Source organism: Polaromonas sp. DSP2-3-2b2, assembly GCF_049895905.1.
Classification (GTDB): Bacteria; Pseudomonadota; Gammaproteobacteria; order Burkholderiales; family Burkholderiaceae_C; genus Polaromonas.
The window spans coordinates 95,841-109,387 of the sequence record NZ_JAFCTH010000006.1 but is presented as its reverse complement, the minus strand read 5'-3'; the positions used below and the strand labels follow the sequence as shown (position 1 = coordinate 109,387).

The window sequence follows — 13,547 nt, the reverse complement described above, 5'->3', positions numbered from 1 at the left end:
CAGTTTCCTGTCAAAAAGCGTATTTGACAGAAGCGCGGATGATGCGCCCCGGATCTGGATAGATGCCGCCGGTGACGCAATTGAAGGCTTGGCTGTAGCTTTTGCGATCCGTCAGGTTGTCGGCTGCCAGAGACACCTCAACACGGTCCAGCTTCCAGCTGTAGCGCGCGTCCAGCAGCGTGCTGGCAGGAATCATGCGGGTGCAGGCGTTGGCATTGTCATTGCCAAAGCGCGCCTTGCCCAGATACTGCGCGCCCACGCCTACTCGCTGGCGCGCATCGACTTGCCAGTCCAGCCGCAGCGCGGCCGAGTTCTTTGACACCAGCGGGATTTTCTTGCCCGCGTTCGGGCCTTCGGAAAACTTTGCGTCCACGGTTTGCAGCGAGCCATTCAGCGTAAGGTTGTTCGCCAATGCCATCTGGCCGTTCACCTCAATGCCGGTTCGGCGCGTCGGGTCGAGGTTGATGTTGCTAAAGACCGTGGGGTCATAGGCAATCTCATTCCTTGCCTTCTGGCGGAATACGCGCATGCCCGCACTGCTTGTGGCGGCAGACTGCCACTTCAGGCCCATTTCAATGTCGCGCGTGATCTGCGGCTGCAGGGCTGCGAACAGGAAGCGGTTTTCATCCACATTGGGCAAGCGGTAAGCCTGGGCCGCGCGGGCATAGAGATTGAATTCTCCAGAAAGCGCCTGGTTGACCCCTACATCCCAGGCCTTGAGGCTGTCGGGCCGGTCGTAGTTGACGAAATTCACGGCATCCGTGGCGGTCTTGTTGACTTTTTCGTGGCGCACGCCAGCGCTCAGGCGCGTGCTTGACGCCAGCAGCACATCGCCCATCAGATAGGCCGCGCGGTTTTTCTGGCTGGCATTTTCATTTTGGCCAAAATTATCAACGGTGTTGTAATTCCAGTGGTTGAAGTCCATGCCCACCACCGCCGTCAGCGCGCTGGAGCCCAAGCGGCCGGCATAAGTGGCTTTTGGCGACACCTGGCTGGAGTCACTCTTGGTTTTCGCGTTGTAGCTGCTGCCGACAAAAAAGCCCGTGCTCTGGCGATTTCGCTGCCCGAGGTCAAGGGCTAGGGTCCAGGCATCGAGCTTGTAGTCAAAACCAGCGCTGACGCGTGTTTCGGCGTAGTCGCCAAAATCATCGGGCGTGACGCTCTGCCTCGGGTTGGTCGCGAACTGGGCAAAGGTCAGACCGCCGGGGAAACGGCTTTTCTCTTCTTCCGTGCTCACGCGTGCGCGAAAACCGAAATCGCCGGCACGACCATTGACGCCAATCGAAGCTGTATCTTGCTTGTTTTCGCTGTTCTCGCGGTAGCCGTCGGTCTCGCGGTGGCGCACGTTGATGTCGAAGCCGGTGCTGCCGTTGCCACCCTGAAGCTGGGCGCGCAAATCGCGGCCGGAAAAGCTTTCAGCCTGAACACTGGCAGAACCCGACAGCCCGGTTTTGGCGCCGCGCTTGAGCACGACATTGATTAGCCCGGCGCTGGCGCCCTCGCCCCACTGCACACTAGCGCCGCCACGGATGATTTCAATCGATTCGATCATCTCGGGCGAAATCGCACTCAAGCGTGAATTGACCAGTTCATTTTCAGAGATGCGCACGCCATCGACGATGACCACCACATTCTGGTTGGCCGTTGCCCCAAAACCCAGCAGGTCGAGGGAATAGTTGCGACCGCCCCGCAGGTCGGTACGCGATGGAATCCCGACCAGGCGACGAATGGCGTCATTGGCATCGCTTGCGCCAGAGGCCAGGATTTGCGCACGGGTCAACACAACTGCCGAAAACGGCGCGGACTGCAAGTCCTGCTCTACGCGGCTGGCCGTGACGACGGTTTCCCTGAGTTGCGGCGCTGTTTGCGTTTGTGAAAAAGACGGGAATGCAGCAGCCAAAGCCAGTGGCAGCGCAGCCAGGCGCACGTTGGAAATACAAATTTTCATGATTCAAACTATCAACAAAAAAGCTCTCACCGGCTTCCCCGCCAGTGCATGAGCGTTACGAACGCGCCGGTTCTTTAAAAAAAGACGTGCGCATTCACTTCGTTGGCCGGTATCCGGGCTGACGGAACTGCTTTCATCGCCTTCCCAAGCGCGTGTTCAAAACGCTCAGTGACTCATGATGAAAACTGAATGCGGCCCTGACTTGCTCAGGGCGCTGCATTCGTCCGTTTACCGTTGCGGGGGCAGCGCAGGTTAGAGGCCTTCGCGCTTGCGGGCCGGTTTGATTCGGCGCGAATGGCGTTGACTTCCCCCTGCTTCCCGTTGAACTGCAGCATGTGAACCATGCGGCGAGCACCAACAGCGGGGATTCTACGCGGCAAAATACGCCTGCCCCCTACAATCTAAAGTGCCATGCTGAACCAACACCCCATCGATCCCATCGACCAAATTACCGAACGCGTAGAGCAGCTTTTGCTGCGTTACGAGGAATTGCAGCGCATCAACGCTCAGCTGGGCGAACAGGTCACTGCCCTGGCGCATGAGCGGGATTCGCTCAGGTCCCGGCTCAGCGCTGCTCGCGCCCGCGTGGATGCACTGATCGAGCGCCTGCCCGAAACCACCGACTCCGTTGTCAACCCCTTTGTGGACCCTGCGCGATGAAACAGCTAGAAGTACAGATCATGGGTCAGAACTACATGCTGGGCTGCCCGGAAAACAGCGAAACCCGTCTGCTCGAAGCGGTTGAAACGGTGGACTCGGCCATGTGCAAGATCCGCGATGCTGGCAAGGTAAAGGCCCGCGACCGGATTGCCGTCCTGGCGGCGCTGAATCTGGCCTACCAGTTGCTTGAGCCTGCGTCAGCACCGCCAGCACCGCCAGAACCTGCCCTGCAGACGCCGGACCCGAAGGCCGATGCCGCCGATGGCGCCAGAGAAGCGTCCAGGGCACAGCTGCAGTTGTTGCTTCAAAAACTCGACGCCGCGCTGGCCAGCCAGAATTTCACGGCTTGACCCTTTTGGACTTTCGCCGGGAAACCGATCCGTCGTATGGGCCTACAATTGATTGGTCTGCGGTGCGCGCCGGGCTTTATATTTCCTTGAACCAATGCTCCACGAGCTCGGGCTTGGTAAATTGTCAGACAGGTGTGATCGTCTCGCGTCAGACGAACCCGAAGCCTGACTGCCCTCGCCCACCTGAACCCCGGTTCAGGATGACGGTCCGGTGGCATTCGCAGACACCTTATTTTTCTTCCTTTCGCTTCGGGCACCGCCGTTCCAACCCGAACGCGGCGGCCGCCCTGATGCCCCGCCGCTGCCGCTCATGATGCTCGAACCCCTGCTCATCGTTGAACTGGCCGTGCTCGGTGTGGGCACCGGCTTTCTCGCTGGCCTGCTGGGCATCGGCGGCGGCATGCTGATGGTGCCGTTCATCACCATCATCCTGGCCAATCGCGGAGTCTCCGCCGATCTGTCAGTGAAAATGGCCATCGCCACGTCCATGGCCACCATCATCTTCACCTCCCTGTCCAGCGTGCGTGCGCACCACAAGCGCGGCGCCGTGCGGTGGGACATCGTCACGCGCTTGGCACCGGGCATTGTGGTGGGCAGCATCATCGGCAGCCTGGGCGTGTTTGCCCTGCTCAAGGGGTCCTACCTGGCGATTTTCTTTGGCCTGTTCGTGAGCTTTTCCGCCACCCAGATGTTTCTGGACAAAAAACCCAAGCCCACGCGCCAGATGCCCGGCACCGGCGGCCAGTTGGCGGCAGGCGGATTCATCGGCTTCCTGTCCGGACTGGTAGGAGCAGGCGGCGGATTCATCAGCGTGCCGTTCATGACCTGGTGCAATATTCCCATCCACAACGCCGTCGCCACCTCCGCGGCGCTGGGTTTTCCAATTGCCGTGGCCAATGTGCTGGGCTACGCCATCAGCGGGCAAACCGTGCAGAATTTGCCGGAAGGCTCCCTTGGCTATATCTGGCTGCCGGCGCTGGCCGTGGTTGCCACCTGCAGTTTCCTGACCGCACCGCTGGGCGCCAGGACGGCGCACAATATTCCGGTTGGCAAGCTCAAGCGGGTATTCGCCAGCATTCTGTATGTGCTGGCAGCTTACATGCTCTACAAAGGGCTGAGCAGCTAAGCTTGCCGGTTGCGCCCTTCATGCCTTAAGCGGAGACGCCATCACGACGATGCCGTCTTCATCCGCGTACAGCCAGTCGCCCGGATAGACCCATACTCCCTGAACCTGAACCGCAACATCGCGTTGCCCTTCCTGCTTTTTTTCAGTGGGCAGCGGCATGGCGGCCAGCGCGCGTATACCGGTGCTGCACTGTGCAAGTTCGCTGACATCGCGCACGCAGCCGTCCACCACAACGCCGGCCCAGCCATTTCTGGCGGCCGCAGCGCCCAAATTTCCACCGACCAGCGCGCGGCGCAGCGATGCGCCGCCATCGACCACCAGCACCCTGCCTTCGCCGAGCGAGTCCACTGCAGCCTTGACCAGTGAATTGTCTTCAAAGCATTTGACCGTTGACACCGGCCCGCTGAACCTGGCGATGCCGCCGAAGTCTCTGAACACGGGCGGTATGACCCGGAATTGACCCGAAAAGTCGTTTTTATGGACATCGCAAAGATCGCAGGTCGCGAATGCAGGGGAAGGAGCACGGGTCATTGCAGGTTCACTTTCAGGCAGATGTTGAAGTATTTGCCGGGCATCTGCGCCACCGCATTCGCTGCAGATCGACACCCTGGCATTGATTTTTTGATTTTCGGAGGTAAATCTTCGACATGAGGCCGGAAATAAAGTGTTTTCCCGCGTTCAAACAGGATTTTCTCCAGTAGCATGCGCTAAGCCATAGCGAAGTCGTTCTTCCTGTGGCGATCCGTCAACTGTCAAGAAGGAATCAATTATGGCAACTGCAACAAAAGCGCCAGCAAAAAAAGCGGCACCAGAAAAAACTGTCGCTGCAAAAAAAGCGGCGCCTGCCAAAACGACTGCAACGGCCAAGCCGGCGGCAAAGAAAGATGCCGCGCCAGCCAAGAAGCGCACACCGAATCCAGCCTTCATGAAAGCGCTGACCCTGAGCCCGGAATTGTCTGCCGTGGTCGGCGACAAGCCTTTGCCGCGCACTGAAATTGTCAGCAAGCTGTGGGTCTACATCAAGGCCCACAACCTGCAGGACCAGGCGAACAAGCGCATGATCAATGCGGACAAAAAACTGCTGGCTGTTTTCGGCAAACCGCAAGTATCCATGTTCGAAATGGCTGGCCTGATCGGCAAGCACGTCCAATAAACGGTTTCGCACCGATTTCTCTTAAAAGCCGCGATTCAGCGGCTTTTTTTGTGCCCGCTTTCCAGTTGATATCCATGCGCGCCATTGCTCATGGATCGCCGCCAGCGCGACAGCGCCACTCTGACGAATAGGGTAGATGAGGAGAAATGATGCGGTAAAAAGGATCAACTGTTGCATAGCTAGCTACTATTTCAATAGCAAAATTATTTAACCCCAGACCATCGAACGCATCGAGATGGAGCCGCCCTGAAAGCTGGTGTTGAAAAACCGCATCGGCTCGCGCGCATCCACCGCGCCGGCGGCATACAGCAAGGGCAAATAATGCTCATGGGTCGGGTGGGCAATCTTCGCCAGCGAACCGAGCTTCTGGAAATTTTGCAAGGCATCGAGATTGCCCTGCTGAACCTGTCCGCCTATCGTCTGGTCGAACTCCAGCGCCCAGTCATAAGCCTGGTTGCCGCCGGCACCGCGCTGCATCTGAGCCAGGTTGTGCACGATGTTGCCGCTGGCCAAGATCAGCACGCCCCGGTCGCGCAGGGCCTTGAGCTGTTTGGCCAAGGCGTAATGGTCTTCAGGCGCGCGGTCATAGTCCATGCTGAGCTGGATCACCGGAATTTCGGCGTCGGGAAACATCGGCCCCAGCACCGACCAGGCGCCGTGGTCCAGCCCCCATTCACCGGTATCCAGCCCCAGAGGCGCCGACGCACGCTGCCTGACCAGCAGGCTGATCGCGCTCGCCGCGTGCGGATCGCCGGGCGCGGGATATTGCTGGTCAAACAGTTCCTGCGGAAATCCGCCGAAGTCATGAATGGTCTTGGGTTGCGCCATGGCGGTTAGCCACCAGCCTTGCGTCAGCCAATGGGCCGAAATGCACAGGACCAGCTGCGGCCGGGGCAGTTCTGTGCCGAATCGGGTGCCCAGGGCCTGCCAGCTTCTCCGGTATTCGTTGTCGCCAATGGCATTCATAGGACTGCCATGACCTATGAACATCACCGGCATCCTGTCGGATTTTTTCAACGATGGCAGGCGGTCAAGGGCGTTGGCATCAAGCGTGTTCAGCATGTTTGTCCTGTAGTAATGGTGGAGTGGGAAAAATTTTGCCTAGGCCGTGTTCGAAAAGTCAATGGAGCCATTTCATGGTGCCGGCGATGTGCACGAAGCCCAGAAACGTGACGTCGAGCTTGTCATAGCGGATGGCCACGCGGCGAAAAACCTTCATGCGCTGGAAAAGGTTTTCCACCAGGTGGCGAGCTTTGTAGCGGTGCTCGTCCAAGACGCGCGGGTTCTTTTTGCGGTTGACCCGGCAGGCGATGATGACCTCCATGCATTGACTTTGTGCAGCCTGGACATGTTTGTCCGAGTCGTATGCTTTGTCAGCCAAAAGCGCCTTGGCCTGCAGCCCACCCAGCAGTTCGGGAACGGGTTTGGAGTCGTGACGCTGGCCTGCGGTCAGCACAAAGCGCAGCGGGTTGCCCAGCGCGTCGCACACGGCGTGGATTTTGGTGTTGCGCCCGCCGCGCGTTATGCCGATGGCCTGCGGGCCGTTGGTTTTCCTCGCCCCTGCCGAGGATTGGTGTGCCCGGCAGCAGGTTGAATCCACCATCACTTCCTCCATGTCGGGCTGCTGCACGCCCTGAAAAAGGCGCTCGAAGTACCCTTTTTTGCACCAATACGCATAGCGCTGGTACACCACGTTCCATGAGCCCAGCCGCTCGGGCAAGTCACGCCAGGGCGCGCCCGTGCGGGTTATCCACAGCAGGGCGTCGAAAAACGTCCTGTACGCCCCGCCGGGACGGCCTTTGCAAGGCGGCATTGACGGCTCGATACGCTGCCATTGCGCATCAGTGAAGGTGTGGCGTTCTTCAGTCATTCTGCTGGCCAAAACAGGGGATTAAATCACTGCTTTAGCGCTCAAGGAGCATGCCAGCGTTCATCTGAAGCTTTTCCTTCAGGTCGCACAACTTCAGCACATCAAACTTTCCGAACACGGCCTAGTTTCTGTTAGGGCAATCCCCCTACTTTTTGGGGCATGTCCAAAGCATCACAGTTCATTGAAACCCAAGCGTTTGCCGAGCGGCTGCGTCTAGCGCTGAAAGGCATTGGCATGCGGCCTTCGCCTTCAGGCTTAGCCAATGAATTCAACCTGCGTTATTGGGGCAAAAGCATCACGCCCAACACGGCCCGCAACTGGCTTCTTGCCAAGTCCATTCCCACGCAAGACAAATTACGGGTGTTGGCCGACTGGTTGCATGTGAGCCCGGACGAGTTGCGCTATGGCACCTTGGCGCCAACCTTCAAGACGCAGGATTCAGGAACTGATATGTCGGTGCTGACCATGCAGGATCGTGAGATGCTGGCGCGCTACATGACGCTGCCCCAGGAAAGTCGCAAGACAGTGCGCGATGTCGTCACGGCCTTGGCGCTGGCCGCTTCGATCAAGCACCAGCAATAACGGCCATGGGTCAGCTTGTTGTTTAAGACAGCCCGCAAAATCACCCCAGAATGTCGCAAAATCACGACATGAATCTGTCATCCAGCCCGGCTGCCGCTCCTTCTGTCCCCTCAGCCACTCCCAAAAAATCCCCGGCGCAAAAAGCCATGGAAAAGCTCGGCCTGCGCCGCGACATTGACCTGGCGCTGCACCTGCCGCTGCGCTATGAGGACGAAACCCGCATCGTGCGCCTGGCCGACGCCCGCGACGGCGAGGTGGTGCAGATCGAGGGCGAGGTCATGCACAGCGAAGTGCTGATCCGCTCACGGCGCCAGTTGCTGGTCACGGTCGATGACGGCAGCGACACCTGCCTGCTGCGCTTCCTCAATTTTTACCCGTCGCACCAGAAAACACTCAGCGTCGGCGCCAGGGTTCGTGTGCGCGGCGAACTGCGCGGCGGCTTTCTGGGCCGCGAGATGATGCATCCGCACTTCAAGCTGGCGGGCGGCGAACTGCCGGGCGCGCTGACGCCGGTGTACCCGACCTCGGCCGGCCTGCCGCAGGTGTATTTGCGCAAGGCGGTGCTCAGCGGATTAGGGCGCGCCGACCTGCGGGAGACGATTTCCCCGGAATTTTTAAGCAAAAACCTGCCTTTGCGCTTGTTCAGCCTACGTGAGGCGCTACAGTTTTTGCATCATCCGACGCCCGATGTGGCGCTGCAAACGCTGGAAGACCGCAGCCACCCGGCCTGGCAGCGGCTCAAGGTCGAGGAGTTGCTGGCCCAGCAAATCTCTCAGCTTCAGGCCCGGCGCGTGCGCGCGGCCATGCGCGCGCCGGCCTTGAACGGCCCGGCGATGCGCGGCACGCATTGCACGCTGCAGGAGCAACTGCTGGAGCGCCTGCCGTTTCGCCTGACGGCCGCACAGCAGCGGGTTGGCCTGGAGATCGAGGCCGACCTGAAAAAGAGCATTCCCATGCACCGCCTGCTGCAAGGCGACGTGGGCGCCGGAAAAACCGTGGTGGCGGCGCTCGCGGCGGCCCGCTGCATCGACGCTGGCTGGCAGTGCGCGCTGATGGCGCCGACCGAAATCCTGGCCGAGCAGCATTTCAGCAAACTCATCAGCTGGCTCGAACCTCTGGGCATCAAGACGGCCCGCCTTAGCGGCAGCCAGAAAACGAAAGAGCGGCGCGAGATGCTGGCGCTGATCGAAAGCGGCGAGGCGGGCCTGGTCATCGGCACCCATGCGGTGATCCAGGACAAGGTGATTTTCAAGAACCTGGCGCTGGCCATCATCGACGAGCAGCACCGTTTCGGCGTCGCCCAGCGCCTCGCCCTGCGCAGCAAGATGACCGGGGACGGGCAGGAGCCGCACCTGTTGATGATGACCGCCACGCCGATTCCGCGCACGCTGGCGATGAGCTACTACGCCGACCTCGACGTGTCCACGCTCGACGAACTGCCGCCCGGCCGCACGCCCATCGTCACCAAGGTCGTCAACGACGCCCGGCGCGACGAGGTCATCGCCCGCATCCAGGCGCAGATTGCCGAAGGCCGGCAGATCTACTGGGTCTGCCCGCTAATCGAGGAAAGCGAGTCCATCGACCTGGTCAACGCCACGCAGACGCATGCGGCGCTGAGCGAGGCGCTGCCCGACGTGATGGTCGGCCTGCTGCATTCACGCATGCCGCCGGCCGAGAAAAAAGCCGTGATGAGCCTGTTCACCGACGGCGTGATGGCGGTGCTGGTCAGCACCACAGTGATCGAGGTTGGCGTCGATGTGCCGAATGCGTCGCTGATGGTGATCGAGCATGCCGAGCGCTTTGGCCTGAGCCAGCTGCACCAGCTGCGCGGCCGGGTTGGGCGCGGCGCGGCGGCGTCGGCCTGCGTGCTGCTGTATTCGACCGGCGACGCGCCCCGGTTGGGCGAGGTGGCGCGGGCGCGGCTGAAAGCGATGGCCGAGACCAATGACGGTTTTGAGATTGCCCGCCGCGACCTGGAGATTCGCGGGCCGGGCGAGTTCCTGGGCGCGCGTCAGTCAGGCGCGGCGCTGCTGCGCTTTGCCGATCTGCAGACCGATGCGGGTTTGCTGGCCTGGGCGCGCGAGGTGGCGCCGCTGATGCTGGACCAGTATCCCGATCTGGCGGAGCGGCATGTGCTGCGCTGGCTGGGGGGGAAGGCGGAGTTTTTGAAGGCTTGAGGCGGGAGGTGTAGGCCTACTCAACAGGATAAAGCCAATCAATTATCTTGAGGAGAAATGGTTCAATCGCCCGGAGGGTAGTGAAAAGACACTCGATATCTGCGTTAAGACCTTCAGGTAAAAGCTCTTCTTCATCTTCTTCACGACTGCCTTTGCTGGCGCGCAGCTTGGAGTTCTGGCGAATGAGACCTGCGGCTCCATGGACGTTAGTCCAAGATGCATATTTCGAGTGAACAAGATTGTTTCGGCGTTTGCCCAGTTTTTTTAGCTCCACCAGCTTGTGGAAGTCAGACTTGGCAGAGAAATCAGGCTCACGTCGAAGGTCAACGAATCTCGCAAACATGACATCAGTTGTTTTGCGACGTTGAGAGTAGCCGAGTTCATTGATGAGAATGCGAACAGCCTCGTCGTACGCGTTGGTGAGAAGGACGAGGATTTCATTTATCGCAGCCTCTGCATGTTGGAAACACGGCCGGCACGGTGTAAGCCACAGTCAGCACGAAGTACTGAGCGATCTGGGTGTATGTGATGCCTTTCATGCCGTCGAACACGGCGAACAAAAACATAATTCTCATACCTACGTAGATGCCCACCTCGTTGCTCGTGTCCAAGAAGCGGGAAAACGCCTAAACTATCTTCACTTCAATCTTTGGTACATGAGGCAAAGGAGACCCTGCCGTGATCGACCTTGTACTTTCGCAACTGACCGACCTGTTTCGCATCGGTCTTATCATCGCCCTTGTGGTCACGATGATCAGAACATCCGCTGTGACCGGGCGCGCCCTGCCTTTAGCCTTGGGTGTGGTGTTCGTAGCCGTGATCCTGCCCACCACCATGCCAAGCGGCGCGGCAAGCCTCAGCAATGCCATTCTTGCTGGGCTGATCTCGAACCTGATCATATTGGGACTGGTCCTTCCCATTGCGGCGCTGGTCGCACGGCTACGCCGCTGACATCCACTGGCTGATCCTGGGTCGAGGCATCCATCGTGCGTGCATGCAGGTGAGTGGCTAGCTGGCATGATGCATGGGCATGGGTGTACCCCAGGGTAAGCATGGCCAGACACAAGGGGCGACAAGGCTTTGGCGCCCAGCAGCGGCTCACATCGTTAACGCGCCCGAAGCGTGCCTTGTCTGGAAACATCAGCCGGATGGGTTCGCCTCTCGATTCTTTGTAGAGGCCGTGGAGCGTTCCGAGAGGCTTTTTTTCCACTTTTCCTGAGCCACAGTATCACTTTTTGGATGGCACTTGTCCGGGGCCAACTTCCGCTAATCATGGCGCTGCAGCAGCGTGTAAACAGACGACCGTCACAGCGTATCATCAAGGTGATGCTTGAGTTGACCGACCACAATGTTGCCTCCCTCGCGGAATTGCTCCAGACACGGCTTGAATGCAGCAGCCTCTTCTTCCAGTGTGAAGTTTTGTCTGCGCCGCCCCCACGCGCTGGTATGGTGCTATCGCGTGCGGCCTTTCGGTGAAGGAATTGGCGAGCTGCTTGCTGGCCCAACCGATGGACAGTCCGGTTACTTCAGCGGTCTGCTCCAAGCTCAACGCAAATCGCAATGAAAATATTTCCGCCTGCACGTAGCGCAGCTGCTCGGCAGCTACGGCATTGGAGATGGCTTGTATCGGAATATGAACAACTTCTTCCCCCATGCAATTCTGGCCATGACGAAAGCCGAAATTGATACGTTTCAATGATGTGGATCTGTTGAGTTGCGGACGCGGGCATCTCGCTTGCCCTTTCCTGCTCCCTGCAAAACCGGTGCAGTGCGCTGCGCCGGTTTTGCAGGAAACAGACCAGTCTGGCCCCTTGGGGCTGATGGCCGTATCGCAAAAAAGGCCGGACCAGGGACCCGAAAGCCCCGGTCCGGCAGTTGGATTTACTTACCGCTGTCGCCGGCGAAGATATCCTTCTTGTGGGTGCCACCCGGCACGAACAGCGTGCCGATCACCACCGTCATGACCGCAATCACGATCGCGTACCACAAGCCCGAGTAGATGTTGCCGGTCTGGGCAGAGATCGCAAAAGCGGTCGCTGGCATCAGGCCGCCAAACCAGCCGTTACCGATGTGATAAGGCAACGACAGGCCGGAGTAACGGATGCGGGTCGGGAACATTTCGACCAACATCGCCGCGATCGGGCCGTAGACCATCGTCACCAGCAGGACCAGGTAGGTCAAGATAAGAATGATTGTTATCTTCTGTGTCGTGAAAATGTCGACAAAGTTCTGCGCCTTCGCGATGGTCGTGTTGTCGGCTGGCACCAGTGGGTAACCCGCCTTCTTCAGCGCGGCGTTCAAACTGCCGTCAAAGGTTGTCTTCGCCTTTTTCAGATCGTCGCCGGTCAGTTTGCCTGCGTCATACGACTGGATCTCTGTTTCTCCAACCTTTACCATGGCCAAGGTGCCCGGTGCGGCTCCTTCAACAGTTTCGTAATTGACCGAAGTCCGCGCGAGCTGCGCCTTGGCGATGTCGCAAGACGACGTGAACTTAACCGTTCCGGTTGGGTTGAACTGGAACGAGCAGTCTTGTGCCGCTACCTTCACCGAGACCGGGGTCTGGTGTGCAGCATAAATGGCTGGATTGGCCGTCTTGGTCAAAAAGCCGAACACGGGCAGGAAGGTGGCGGCGGCCAGCAGGCAGCCCGCCAGGATGATCGGCTTGCGGCCGATGCGGTCAGACAACGATCCAAAGAACAGGAAACCCCCGGTACCCAGGATCAGCGACCAAGCCACCATGACGTTGGCGGTGAAGCTGTCGATCTTGATCACGTTTTGCATGAAAAACAATGCGTAGAACTGACCGGTATACCAGACCACGGCCTGACCGGCGACCAGGCCAAACAGAGCAATGACCGCAATCTTGCCATTTTTCCAGTTGCCGAACGCTTCACTCAACGGTGCTTTGGAGGTGCGACCCTCTTCCTTCATCTTCTTGAAGGCGGGGCTCTCATTCATCTGCAGGCGGATATAGAGCGATATCATCAGCAGGAAGATCGAGCCGATGAACGGGACACGCCAGCCCCAGGCGTTGAACGCCTTGACCATGGTCGGGCTGCCGTCAGCCGACAGTACCGCAACGCCATCCTTCATCAGGGCGACATCCGGATAGGCGCCGTTGACGTAGCCTTGCACCGACAGGATCACGATCAGCGACAGCAGCAGGCCCAGCGTCGCCGTGGTCTGGATGAAGGCGGTGAAATAGCCGCGCTGATTGGCCGGTGCGTGTTCGGCCACATAGATCGCCGCACCGCCATATTCGCCACCCAGAGCCAAACCTTGCGCCATCCGCAAGGCGATCAGGATGATGGGAGCGGCCACACCGATGCTCTCGTAGTTCGGCAGCACGCCAACCAAGAAGGTCGATACGCCCATGATGACGATGGTCATCAGGAAGGTGTACTTACGGCCGATCATGTCGCCCAGCATCCCGAATACCAGCGCGCCGAACGGACGCACGATGAAGCCTGCGGCAAAGGCAAGAAGCGCAAACACGTTCCGTGTGTTTTCAGGGAAGGCTGTGAAAAACTGCGCCCCGATGATCGCGGCCAGTGCACCGTAAAGGTAGAAGTCGTACCATTCGAAAATGGTACCCGCCGAGGAGGCCATGATCACCTTCTTCTCTTCGCGGGTCATTGGACGGGATCGCTCCCGCACATTCGTCATCGTGTTGGCTATTGC

The 13,547-nt window shown here is 59.2% G+C and carries 16 protein-coding genes, 1 other RNA gene and 1 riboswitch; of the genes, 8 read left to right on the top strand and 9 right to left on the bottom strand.

The features are described 5' to 3' along the window. Nucleotides 1-10: 10 nt before the first annotated feature. Nucleotides 11-1,948 (bottom strand): TonB-dependent receptor, encoded by a 1,938-nt coding sequence (locus ACP7AD_RS07525; protein ID WP_426148171.1) that lies wholly within the window; start codon nucleotides 1,946-1,948, stop codon nucleotides 11-13. Nucleotides 1,949-2,035: 87 nt separating this feature from the next. Then, a riboswitch (cobalamin riboswitch) is annotated at nucleotides 2,036-2,322 on the bottom strand. Nucleotides 2,323-2,359: 37 nt separating this feature from the next. Here ACP7AD_RS07525 and ACP7AD_RS07520 point away from each other — a divergent pair. The 4 genes from ACP7AD_RS07520 to ACP7AD_RS07505 all read left to right on the top strand — a co-directional run bounded on the left by ACP7AD_RS07520 (nucleotide 2,360) and on the right by ACP7AD_RS07505 (nucleotide 4,084). Beyond that, nucleotides 2,360-2,608 (top strand): DUF904 domain-containing protein, encoded by a 249-nt coding sequence (locus ACP7AD_RS07520; protein ID WP_426148170.1) that lies wholly within the window; start codon nucleotides 2,360-2,362, stop codon nucleotides 2,606-2,608. Continuing rightward, nucleotides 2,605-2,958, top strand: a complete 354-nt coding sequence (locus ACP7AD_RS07515; RefSeq protein ID WP_426148169.1) for a cell division protein ZapA — start codon at nucleotides 2,605-2,607, stop codon at nucleotides 2,956-2,958. The genes ACP7AD_RS07520 and ACP7AD_RS07515 overlap by 4 nt, the downstream gene beginning before the upstream one ends. A gap of 51 nt (nucleotides 2,959-3,009) precedes the next feature. Beyond that, nucleotides 3,010-3,189: non-coding RNA, 6S RNA (gene ssrS / locus ACP7AD_RS07510), on the top strand. Between the two features lie 79 nt (nucleotides 3,190-3,268). Beyond that, a complete protein-coding gene (locus ACP7AD_RS07505; RefSeq protein ID WP_426148168.1) occupies nucleotides 3,269-4,084 on the top strand; it encodes a sulfite exporter TauE/SafE family protein in 816 nt (271 codons plus the stop codon). Nucleotides 4,085-4,102: 18 nt separating this feature from the next. Here ACP7AD_RS07505 and rraA read toward each other — a convergent pair whose 3' ends face one another. Both rraA and ACP7AD_RS07495 read right to left on the bottom strand, forming a co-directional pair. After that, nucleotides 4,103-4,615 carry a ribonuclease E activity regulator RraA gene (rraA, locus tag ACP7AD_RS07500; RefSeq protein ID WP_426148167.1) on the bottom strand — a complete coding sequence of 171 codons (513 nt, stop codon included), beginning with the start codon at nucleotides 4,613-4,615 and terminating at the stop codon, nucleotides 4,103-4,105. Then, entirely contained in the window at nucleotides 4,612-4,788 is a 177-nt protein-coding gene (locus ACP7AD_RS07495) for a hypothetical protein (protein ID WP_426148166.1), read from the bottom strand. The genes rraA and ACP7AD_RS07495 overlap by 4 nt, the downstream gene beginning before the upstream one ends. Before the next feature lie 65 nt (nucleotides 4,789-4,853). Between ACP7AD_RS07495 and ACP7AD_RS07490 the strand changes: the two genes are divergently transcribed. Then, nucleotides 4,854-5,237 carry an SWIB/MDM2 domain-containing protein gene (locus tag ACP7AD_RS07490; protein ID WP_426148165.1) on the top strand — a complete coding sequence of 128 codons (384 nt, stop codon included), beginning with the start codon at nucleotides 4,854-4,856 and terminating at the stop codon, nucleotides 5,235-5,237. A gap of 21 nt (nucleotides 5,238-5,258) precedes the next feature. Here the strand turns inward: ACP7AD_RS07490 and ACP7AD_RS07485 are convergent, their stop codons facing one another. Genes ACP7AD_RS07485 through ACP7AD_RS07475 form a run of 3 tightly spaced genes read right to left on the bottom strand, consistent with a single transcriptional unit; the run spans nucleotide 5,259 to nucleotide 7,107 of the window. Next, entirely contained in the window at nucleotides 5,259-5,414 is a 156-nt protein-coding gene (locus ACP7AD_RS07485) for a hypothetical protein (protein WP_426148164.1), read from the bottom strand. Between the two features lie 30 nt (nucleotides 5,415-5,444). Next, nucleotides 5,445-6,299, bottom strand: a complete 855-nt coding sequence (gene ygiD / locus ACP7AD_RS07480; RefSeq protein ID WP_426148163.1) for a 4,5-DOPA dioxygenase extradiol — start codon at nucleotides 6,297-6,299, stop codon at nucleotides 5,445-5,447. 58 nt (nucleotides 6,300-6,357) lie between these two features. Next, nucleotides 6,358-7,107 (bottom strand): IS5 family transposase, encoded by a 750-nt coding sequence (locus ACP7AD_RS07475; RefSeq protein ID WP_426166060.1) that lies wholly within the window; start codon nucleotides 7,105-7,107, stop codon nucleotides 6,358-6,360. A 159-nt stretch (nucleotides 7,108-7,266) separates the two neighbouring features. Between ACP7AD_RS07475 and ACP7AD_RS07470 the strand changes: the two genes are divergently transcribed. Both ACP7AD_RS07470 and recG read left to right on the top strand, forming a co-directional pair. Continuing rightward, the gene (locus ACP7AD_RS07470) at nucleotides 7,267-7,689 is read left to right on the top strand and encodes a hypothetical protein (protein WP_426147901.1); all 423 of its coding nucleotides are present in this window, start codon (nucleotides 7,267-7,269) and stop codon (nucleotides 7,687-7,689) included. Nucleotides 7,690-7,757: 68 nt separating this feature from the next. After that, a complete protein-coding gene (gene recG, locus ACP7AD_RS07465; RefSeq protein ID WP_426147900.1) occupies nucleotides 7,758-9,866 on the top strand; it encodes an ATP-dependent DNA helicase RecG in 2,109 nt (702 codons plus the stop codon). 16 nt (nucleotides 9,867-9,882) lie between these two features. Here recG and ACP7AD_RS07460 read toward each other — a convergent pair whose 3' ends face one another. Beyond that, nucleotides 9,883-10,209, bottom strand: coding sequence for a hypothetical protein (locus tag ACP7AD_RS07460; RefSeq protein ID WP_426147899.1), 327 nt, complete (start codon nucleotides 10,207-10,209; stop codon nucleotides 9,883-9,885). 335 nt (nucleotides 10,210-10,544) lie between these two features. On the opposite strand from ACP7AD_RS07460, the gene ACP7AD_RS07455 reads away from it, so the two are divergent. Continuing rightward, entirely contained in the window at nucleotides 10,545-10,817 is a 273-nt protein-coding gene (locus tag ACP7AD_RS07455; protein ID WP_426147898.1) for a hypothetical protein, read from the top strand. 367 nt (nucleotides 10,818-11,184) lie between these two features. Here ACP7AD_RS07455 and ACP7AD_RS07450 read toward each other — a convergent pair whose 3' ends face one another. Together ACP7AD_RS07450 and ACP7AD_RS07445 are read right to left on the bottom strand one after the other, a co-directional pair. Next, nucleotides 11,185-11,562: a hypothetical protein gene (locus ACP7AD_RS07450; RefSeq protein ID WP_426147897.1), complete on the bottom strand. Its 378-nt coding sequence runs from the start codon at nucleotides 11,560-11,562 to the stop codon at nucleotides 11,185-11,187. A gap of 185 nt (nucleotides 11,563-11,747) precedes the next feature. After that, complete coding sequence (locus ACP7AD_RS07445; protein ID WP_426147907.1) at nucleotides 11,748-13,502, bottom strand: MFS transporter; 1,755 nt, start codon at nucleotides 13,500-13,502, stop codon at nucleotides 11,748-11,750. Between the last annotated feature and the right edge of the window lie 45 nt (nucleotides 13,503-13,547).

Bases quoted from the DNA above. Each gene is read 5' to 3' on its own strand.
- ACP7AD_RS07525 (WP_426148171.1), bottom strand. From the start codon at position 1,948: ATGAAAATTTGTATTTCCAACGTGCGCCTGGCTGCGCTGCCACTGGCT.
- ACP7AD_RS07520 (WP_426148170.1), top strand. From the start codon at position 2,360: ATGCTGAACCAACACCCCATCGATCCCATCGACCAAATTACCGAACGC.
- ACP7AD_RS07515 (WP_426148169.1), top strand. From the start codon at position 2,605: ATGAAACAGCTAGAAGTACAGATCATGGGTCAGAACTACATGCTGGGC.
- ACP7AD_RS07505 (WP_426148168.1), top strand. From the start codon at position 3,269: ATGATGCTCGAACCCCTGCTCATCGTTGAACTGGCCGTGCTCGGTGTG.
- rraA (WP_426148167.1), bottom strand. From the start codon at position 4,615: ATGACCCGTGCTCCTTCCCCTGCATTCGCGACCTGCGATCTTTGCGAT.
- ACP7AD_RS07495 (WP_426148166.1), bottom strand. From the start codon at position 4,788: ATGCTACTGGAGAAAATCCTGTTTGAACGCGGGAAAACACTTTATTTC.
- ACP7AD_RS07490 (WP_426148165.1), top strand. From the start codon at position 4,854: ATGGCAACTGCAACAAAAGCGCCAGCAAAAAAAGCGGCACCAGAAAAA.
- ACP7AD_RS07485 (WP_426148164.1), bottom strand. From the start codon at position 5,414: ATGCAACAGTTGATCCTTTTTACCGCATCATTTCTCCTCATCTACCCT.
- ygiD (WP_426148163.1), bottom strand. From the start codon at position 6,299: ATGCTGAACACGCTTGATGCCAACGCCCTTGACCGCCTGCCATCGTTG.
- ACP7AD_RS07475 (WP_426166060.1), bottom strand. From the start codon at position 7,107: ATGACTGAAGAACGCCACACCTTCACTGATGCGCAATGGCAGCGTATC.
- ACP7AD_RS07470 (WP_426147901.1), top strand. From the start codon at position 7,267: ATGTCCAAAGCATCACAGTTCATTGAAACCCAAGCGTTTGCCGAGCGG.
- recG (WP_426147900.1), top strand. From the start codon at position 7,758: ATGAATCTGTCATCCAGCCCGGCTGCCGCTCCTTCTGTCCCCTCAGCC.
- ACP7AD_RS07460 (WP_426147899.1), bottom strand. From the start codon at position 10,209: ATGTTTGCGAGATTCGTTGACCTTCGACGTGAGCCTGATTTCTCTGCC.
- ACP7AD_RS07445 (WP_426147907.1), bottom strand. From the start codon at position 13,502: ATGACCCGCGAAGAGAAGAAGGTGATCATGGCCTCCTCGGCGGGTACC.